Annotated in this window: 11 protein-coding genes; 7 read left to right on the forward strand and 4 right to left on the reverse strand. The window is 46.3% G+C overall.

All coding sequences use genetic code 11. The features are described from left to right. A partial coding sequence (locus GY683_RS04260) for a M48 family metalloprotease (RefSeq protein ID WP_297287565.1) occupies positions 1–372 on the forward strand: 372 nt, incomplete at its 5' end. A gap of 54 nt (positions 373–426) precedes the next feature. Here GY683_RS04260 and GY683_RS04265 read toward each other — a convergent pair. After that, on the reverse strand, positions 427–1,146 hold the full coding sequence (locus tag GY683_RS04265) for an LrgB family protein (protein ID WP_297287566.1): 720 nt from the start codon (positions 1,144–1,146) through the stop codon (positions 427–429). Further along, on the reverse strand, positions 1,146–1,538 hold the full coding sequence (locus GY683_RS04270; protein WP_297287567.1) for a CidA/LrgA family protein: 393 nt from the start codon (positions 1,536–1,538) through the stop codon (positions 1,146–1,148). The genes GY683_RS04265 and GY683_RS04270 overlap by 1 nt, the downstream gene beginning before the upstream one ends. A 129-nt stretch (positions 1,539–1,667) precedes the next feature. Here GY683_RS04270 and GY683_RS04275 point away from each other — a divergent pair, with 129 nt between their 5' ends. From GY683_RS04275 to GY683_RS04295, 5 genes are all read left to right on the forward strand, one after another. Further along, positions 1,668–1,961 carry a DUF2218 domain-containing protein gene (locus tag GY683_RS04275; protein ID WP_297287568.1) on the forward strand — a complete coding sequence of 98 codons (294 nt, stop codon included), beginning with the start codon at positions 1,668–1,670 and terminating at the stop codon, positions 1,959–1,961. Between the two features lie 100 nt (positions 1,962–2,061). Next, positions 2,062–2,526: a dUTP diphosphatase gene (gene dut, locus GY683_RS04280; RefSeq protein ID WP_297287569.1), complete on the forward strand. Its 465-nt coding sequence runs from the start codon at positions 2,062–2,064 to the stop codon at positions 2,524–2,526. A 152-nt stretch (positions 2,527–2,678) separates the two neighbouring features. Then, on the forward strand, positions 2,679–3,578 hold the full coding sequence (argB, locus tag GY683_RS04285; protein WP_297287570.1) for an acetylglutamate kinase: 900 nt from the start codon (positions 2,679–2,681) through the stop codon (positions 3,576–3,578). An 86-nt stretch (positions 3,579–3,664) separates the two neighbouring features. Further along, positions 3,665–3,925 (forward strand): hypothetical protein, encoded by a 261-nt coding sequence (locus GY683_RS04290; protein WP_297287571.1) that lies wholly within the window; start codon positions 3,665–3,667, stop codon positions 3,923–3,925. Further along, complete coding sequence (locus GY683_RS04295) at positions 3,889–4,707, forward strand: DUF4349 domain-containing protein (RefSeq protein WP_297287572.1); 819 nt, start codon at positions 3,889–3,891, stop codon at positions 4,705–4,707. The genes GY683_RS04290 and GY683_RS04295 overlap by 37 nt, the downstream gene beginning before the upstream one ends. Before the next feature lie 72 nt (positions 4,708–4,779). Here GY683_RS04295 and GY683_RS04300 read toward each other — a convergent pair whose 3' ends face one another. After that, on the reverse strand, positions 4,780–5,334 hold the full coding sequence (locus GY683_RS04300; RefSeq protein WP_297287573.1) for a hypothetical protein: 555 nt from the start codon (positions 5,332–5,334) through the stop codon (positions 4,780–4,782). 33 nt (positions 5,335–5,367) lie between these two features. Continuing rightward, on the reverse strand, positions 5,368–5,724 hold the full coding sequence (locus GY683_RS04305) for a Spx/MgsR family RNA polymerase-binding regulatory protein (RefSeq protein ID WP_297287574.1): 357 nt from the start codon (positions 5,722–5,724) through the stop codon (positions 5,368–5,370). Between the two features lie 100 nt (positions 5,725–5,824). Between GY683_RS04305 and leuS the strand changes: the two genes are divergently transcribed. Then, a partial coding sequence (leuS, locus tag GY683_RS04310) for a leucine--tRNA ligase (RefSeq protein ID WP_297287575.1) occupies positions 5,825–6,981 on the forward strand: 1,157 nt, incomplete at its 3' end.

A 6,981-nucleotide genomic window follows, 5' to 3' on the forward strand; every position in this document is an offset into this window, starting at 1 on the left:
ATTATCGGTAATTTTGTGGACAGAGCAGTCTTTAAGAATGAAAGCGACAGCCCTGGCATTGCTTATTTTGTGACGAGCATCGTGATGGACATTCTGCTTGGCATCTTGGCCAGCGCCATCGTGATGTGGTTCTCTCGCCTACGCGAATACCGCGCTGATGAGATGGGTGCGCGCCTAGCAGGTCGTGACAACATGATCGCTGCACTGAACGCCCTTCGTCCTGCTGAAGCTCGCCCCGACCAGATGCCCGAATCGATGAAAGCATTCGCCATCTCAAGCGGTCAATCAACCGGCTTTAGCATTGCCAATCTGTTCCGCAGCCACCCAACCCTAGATGATCGTATCGCGTCGCTACAAAAGCTACCTAACTGATTCTCTCAATGCAAAAAAGCACCGTCACATGGCGGTGCTTTTTTATGTGTTAATTTAGGGCAATAAAAATGGGACAATCACAGGCGCTAAGAATGCGGTTAGAATGCCATTTAATATCAACCCAACAGTTGCATAAGCCACATGGCGCGAGCCCATTTGCATTGCTCTGGCCGTACCTAGTGCGTGGGATGCTGTGCCCAGTGATAGGCCTTGAGCCATGGATCGGCGAGCACGCATTTGATGCAGGACATACACGCCAATTACTTGCCCTGTCACGCCTGCAATCAATACCGTGGCTGCACTGATGCCCACCACACCACCAAGCACATCTGTCACCTCAATGGCGATCGGCATGGTGACAGACTTGGCCGCGATGGCGATCATGCTATCATCAGCACCTCCCAGCAGCTGCACCAGCCCAACCCCTGAGACGATACCGACCACAGAACCGATGAACTGAGACACCATGATGGGTATCCATTGAGCGCGAATTTTTTGCCACTGCACATAAAGTGGTACCGCCATGCACACCACCACAGGCTGCAACCAGAAACTTAAATAACCACTCGCCTCATTAAAAACCGCCCAAGACACATCGGAGAATTTTAAAAACAAAATCACCGCCACCGTAGTCAATAAGGTCGGATTAATCAATGGTTGTTTTAAAGTTTGGCGCAGCCACAAGCTAAGCTCAAACGCGCCGATCAGCACAAATAACAACAAAAACGGACTGCTCTTTAACGAGGATAGCTGCTCAATGATGGATACTGACATCACCTAGATCCTTTTAAAGAGTGCTTTTGTCGTCTTCTTAGCCATTCGTAGCTCTTGGCGGTACTGATTAACACAAGCAGCGTGCTTATGATGGTCGCAGTCAATAAAATCCACAAATCATCAGCAATGACATCCAAGTACTGCATGATAGAAATACACGCGGGAATGACAAGCAGCACAAGATGATCAAGCATGATTTTGGCAAGCTTTTGCATCGTATCTAGCTTAACAATCCCTGATTGCAATGCCAAGAACAGCAATAAAAGCCCAATGATGCTGGCAGGCAATGGCAGCCCCAACCCCTCAACGATCACTTGACCCAGAAACAAACACAAAAACACAATCAAAATCGGACGCAGCAACACAGCAGACCCCAGCCAAAATAATGCCAATTGTAACGCAAAGGCGCCAAATCACCAAATGATGCGTAAGGATTTTTTACAATTATGCGCCAAATTTGTGCTTGCCTAAACGCAGAATAAGACTTATTATCATCGATGATAATTTATAAGGAGCATCACATGCCAAAAACCACCATCCAAACCGACCAAGCCGCCCGCATCGCCAAGCGCCTTACCAATCATTTTAAGCATAAAGTTGCTGTCACTGAGACCGATACGGGCTATTTTGTGAATATGGCTGGCGCAGACGTTACCTTTACACCAACCGACAGCGAAATTCATATCGAATATGTTCGCAACGAAAGCACCGACAGCCCAGAACGCCCTTATGATGAAGAGCGACTTCGCTTCGTCATCACCGACCATCTTGATCGGATGGCTGGCGAGACTTTCGAATATCATTGGAGTGAATAAATTTAAATCCTGCACATCGCAGGATTTATTTTTGAAAATCCGCAAAATCGGTTATAATCCTTGGTTTATAATTACCAATAGTTCACCCAAAGGATAAGCCATGCAATCTGTACAAGTCAAACTCCTGAACCCCAAAATCGGCTCTGACCCTGATTTCCCCCTGCCTACTCGTGCCACAGACGGCTCGGCAGGCATAGACCTAAGAGCGTGCATTGACGAACCTGTGGTCATCAAAGCTGGCGAGACCAAACTCATCGGTACTGGCATGGCAATATATATTAAAGACCCGAATTTTGCAGGGATTATTTTGCCACGCTCGGGGCTTGGGCATAAGCATGGCATTGTGCTTGGCAACTTGGTGGGCTTGATTGATGCTGATTATCAAGGCGAGCTTATGGTGTCAGTGTGGAACAGAAGCGATAGCGATTTTACCCTAAATCCTGCCGAACGCATGGCTCAGTACATGGTAGTGCCTGTAGTGCGTCCGAGCTTTGAGATAGTTGATGAGTTTAGCGACGACAGCGAGCGTGGGGCAGGTGGCTTTGGTAGCTCTGGGATTAAGTGATTGATTTTTAAAATTATTTAATGATTTTTTTGGATTTTTGTCGGGGTGAATTGCAATTTACCCTTATCAAAACCATGATATTTAGGCAAATTAAATCAGCCCATACACCCAATTTTTAAAACGCATTTTTATTTAATTTTAAAGGAAAATTTATGCAACATAAATCCCTAACATTAGATGAAGCCAAACACACCAGCGAGGTCATCACGACCGCCCTGCCTTATATCCAACGTTATAAAGATAAGCTCATCGTGGTCAAATATGGCGGTAATGCCATGACTGATCCTGTGCTAGAAAGTTCCTTTGCCCGTGACATCGTCCTGTTAAAAACCGTTGGCATTCATCCTGTGGTGGTACATGGCGGAGGCCCACAGGTGGATAATCTCATGAATGAGCTTGGGCGTGAGTCCGACCGCATAGACGGCATGAGAGTTACCGACAAATCCACGATGGATGTGGTAGAAATGGTGCTGGGCGGTAGCGTGAATAAATCTATCGTCAATCTCATTAATAAGCACGGCGGACAGGCGATTGGCTTGACAGGCAAAGATGCCAATCTAATCCGTGCGACCAAACTTGCCATGACTGACAAAGACGGCAACGCCATTGATTTGGGTTTCGTGGGCGAAGTCGCTCATGTCAATACAGACGTGATAAATATGCTTATCCATAGCGACTTTATCCCTGTCATCGCCCCCCTAGGCGTGGACGAGCAGGGCGAGACCTATAACATCAATGCCGACCTAGTGGCGAGCCGTGTGGCGGAGTTTTTAAATGCCGAACGCCTACTTCTGCTCACCAACATCAAAGGCGTGCTAGATAAAGATGGCAACGTCCTTACCTCGCTGACCCCCACCGATGTGGATAATCTCATCGCTGATGGCACGATTAGTGGGGGCATGATACCCAAAATCGCAGGGGCGTTGGACGCAGTCAAGGCAGGGCTTAGAAGTGCGACCATTGTGGACGGACGAGTGCCACACGCCTGCTTGCTTGAAATCTTTACCGAAGAAGGGGTGGGTACGCAGATTTTGCGAGAAGCCAATGGTTAAATTTTAAAGACGGTCATCAAGCCGTCTTTTTATTGATTTTAACAGCATAATCTTTTATATTACCCCGAAACCGTTTGAAAATCTCCATGCAAAAATCCCTTGCCCTTATTGTCTTTATCGCTTTATTATCTGCTTGCTCCAAGCCTCATGACGGCGAGATGTCTCACCAGTCGGCAAGCTCCGATGTAGCAAGTGTGGATATGGCAAGCGTTGCCAGTGCGGAAGTAAGTGGTTCAAAAGCCCCAACAGTCCAAGCCCTGATAATCCCACCCTTGACAGCCAAGCCACCACCCAAGGCGAGCGGGCTCATTTGGCAAACAAAGCCTTTATCATCAAGGCGGACGTAAATTTTGCCGTCAAAGACGTGGTTGCCACCAAAGACCAGTTAGAAAGCCTAACTCTGCAAACGGGCGGATATATCCAAACGTCCAAGATTTATAACAACACCACCGACACACACCGCTACCCGATTGGGGGCGAGCGGCTCAAAGTGCTGACCTATTTTGTGCGTCATGGCATGATGACCGTGCGTATCCCTAGGGCAAATGTGGGCGAGTTTTTGAAGAGCGCGCAGGGGCAAGTGGTGTTTTTGGACGGTCAAGAATTTAACGCCACCGATGTCGCCCTAGATTTACAGCGTAACGCCCTACACGCTCAAATAGAAGCCGAACGCCAAGCCAAACTGGGCGAGCTTAATGCCACCAAAACAGACGACTTGGCGGACAAGTCTACCCATGTGGGCGAGATGACGGATTCAAAATACCGCCAAACCCTTGCCGAGCTTGACCGCAAGGCTCTTGCCGAGCAAGTGGCATTTAGCACGATAACACTTGCTTTTTATCAAAATCCGCAAATTTTTGAATCGGTAATGCCCGACACACAGGCGTATATCGCCAAAGACGAGCGGGCGAATTTTGGTCATCGCTTTGTCCAAAGTATCGGTACAGGTTGGCTGTATTTCTTGGAATTTATCTTGTGGTTGACAAGTCTGTGGGCGTTTATTGTGGGTTTGGTGGTTGCGATTATCTTTTACAAAAAAGCGATTAAGCCATTTTGGAATAAACCCTTTAAGATGAAATCAAAGAAAATAGAAAATAAGGTCAATGATCAGATGGATAATAAATCATGATACACCAAAACAGTTTTATTCATGGTAAATTTATCTTGCTATGAATAAAACTGTATGCCGACCTATGAAAATCTACTCTGAAATAATTTGCATTCGGCATTCGACCGCAGAATTCAATATTTCATCTTTGACCTCACCACCAAGCAACTCTGGCGTATTTTCCCCTATTCCATTAAAGAATTTATGAATGACATCAAGATATTTGACATACTCAGCCTGATAATATTGACTATCATCAAAGCTACTACCAAATTCACGAATGCCTCCAAAATGCAATTCATGATAAAGTGCCTGACCAAGTGGCGTATCAAGGAAATCGTCCATTAACAACATTTCCTCTTTTGTCAAGCTTTGCCCTATATAACGCTTGGCAACATTATTCATGATGGGCGTTAGTTGTTCAAGGACACACGCTCTTTTATCCACATCATTACTTGCAAAAGCTGTAAGTATGCCTTCCGCTACCGTTTGACTAAAAAAATCTGTGGTAAAATCTATCGTTGCCCCATCATAGGCATTTGCCTGTATTGATAACGCAAAACATACGCCTAATAAATATTTTTCATCATACACACTTAATTCAATCTCTAAGACATCATAACTCACAATTTGCTCTGCAAAATCCATCAAAAGCAGATTGGTTTATTTATTATGCCATACTCACAACACCCCAAACACCCCACCCCATTCACTCTCATCAAAGCCAATAAGTGCCACGTCATCGCCCATGACTATCGGGCGTTTTAGTACACTAAGATTGTTCTTGACTATCTCATACATGGCGGATATGTCGCCACCTGCCAGCACGGTTTTGGCGGTGTCATCTAGTTTTCGGTAAGTTGTGCCTTGCTTGTTGATGACTTTATTGCCAAAAGTCGCCACGAATTTTTCAAAATCATCTTGGCTTAGTACCGACTTTTTATAATCAAAAAATTCATGCGCTATGCCGTTTTGATTTAAAAAATCAAACGCTTTTTTCATGGTGTTGCAGTTTTTTATGCCATAAATGGTCGTCATGGGGATTTCTCACTTTACAAAATATTGGCAAATTATAGCAAAAATCGGCTATAATAGTGTGTTAAATTTTCTATGTTCATCTTTATTTCATGAGCCAATTATGACAACCAATCAGCCCTTAAAAGACTACGATTTTCATACTTTAGAAAGCGCCCAACAAGCCAAATGGCAAGCCGACAACCGCTACCACACGGATAATAACGACAACGGCAAACCCACCCGCTACATGCTCTCCATGTTCCCCTACCCAAGCGGTAAGCTGCACATGGGGCACGTGCGTAACTACGCCATTACAGATGTATTGTCCCGCTACTACCGCCAAAAGGGCTACGATGTCATGCAGCCGATGGGCTGGGACGCTTTTGGCTTACCTGCTGAGAACGCTGCTATCGATAACGGCGTCGCTCCCTATGCGTGGACGATATCCAACATCAACCACATGCGCACCCAATTAAACGCCTTGGGTCTGTCCATCGATTGGTCTCGTGAATTCGCCACCTGCAACCCTGAATATTACAAGTGGGAGCAGTGGTTATTTTTACAGCTTTACAAAAAAGGCTTGGTGTATAAGAAGCTATCTACCGTAAACTGGGACCCTGTGGACAACACCGTCCTTGCCAATGAGCAAGTCGTGGACGGTCGTGGATGGCGCTCTGGCGCAATCGTTGAAAAACGCGACATCCCAATGTACTACTTCAAAATCACCGATTACGCTGATGAACTATTAGAAGACCTAAAAACCCTAGAAGGTAAATGGCCAAAACAAGTCCTATCCATGCAACAAAACTGGATCGGCAAAAGCCACGGCATGGAGCTAGACTTCGCCTACGAGATCGATGATCAAGCCGACAAGCTCACCGTGTTCACCACGCGTCCTGATACCATCATGGGCGTGACTTACCTTGCGGTAGCAGCCGAGCATCCATTGGCTCAATACGCCGCCCGTCACAACGAAGCGATCGCCCAATTCTGCGCAGAATGTAAACAAGGCTCGGTCGCAGAAGCTGATCTCGCCAAAGCTGAGAAAGTCGGCATGGACACGGGTCTGGTTGCAATCCACCCCATCACAGGTCAAAGTGTGCCTGTCTGGGTTGCCAACTACGTGCTGATGAGCTATGGTTCGGGCGCAGTCATGGCAGTGCCTGCTCATGATGAGCGTGACTTTGAATTTGCCAATAAATACAACCTACCCATCCGCCAAGTGATCGATGTGGATGGACAGGCTTATGATGACAAGAACTGGCAAGAATGGTATGG

The organism is Moraxella sp., from assembly GCF_024227015.1.
Taxonomy (GTDB): Bacteria; Pseudomonadota; Gammaproteobacteria; order Pseudomonadales; family Moraxellaceae; genus Moraxella.

Excerpts from the sequence above, each read along its gene's own strand:
- GY683_RS04265 (WP_297287566.1), bottom strand. The coding sequence starts at position 1,146 with ATGTCAGTATCCATCATTGAGCAGCTATCCTCGTTAAAGAGCAGTCCG.
- GY683_RS04275 (WP_297287568.1), top strand. The coding sequence starts at position 1,668 with ATGCCAAAAACCACCATCCAAACCGACCAAGCCGCCCGCATCGCCAAG.
- dut (WP_297287569.1), top strand. The coding sequence starts at position 2,062 with ATGCAATCTGTACAAGTCAAACTCCTGAACCCCAAAATCGGCTCTGAC.
- argB (WP_297287570.1), top strand. The coding sequence starts at position 2,679 with ATGCAACATAAATCCCTAACATTAGATGAAGCCAAACACACCAGCGAG.
- GY683_RS04290 (WP_297287571.1), top strand. The coding sequence starts at position 3,665 with ATGCAAAAATCCCTTGCCCTTATTGTCTTTATCGCTTTATTATCTGCT.
- GY683_RS04300 (WP_297287573.1), bottom strand. The coding sequence starts at position 5,334 with ATGGATTTTGCAGAGCAAATTGTGAGTTATGATGTCTTAGAGATTGAA.
- GY683_RS04305 (WP_297287574.1), bottom strand. The coding sequence starts at position 5,724 with ATGACGACCATTTATGGCATAAAAAACTGCAACACCATGAAAAAAGCG.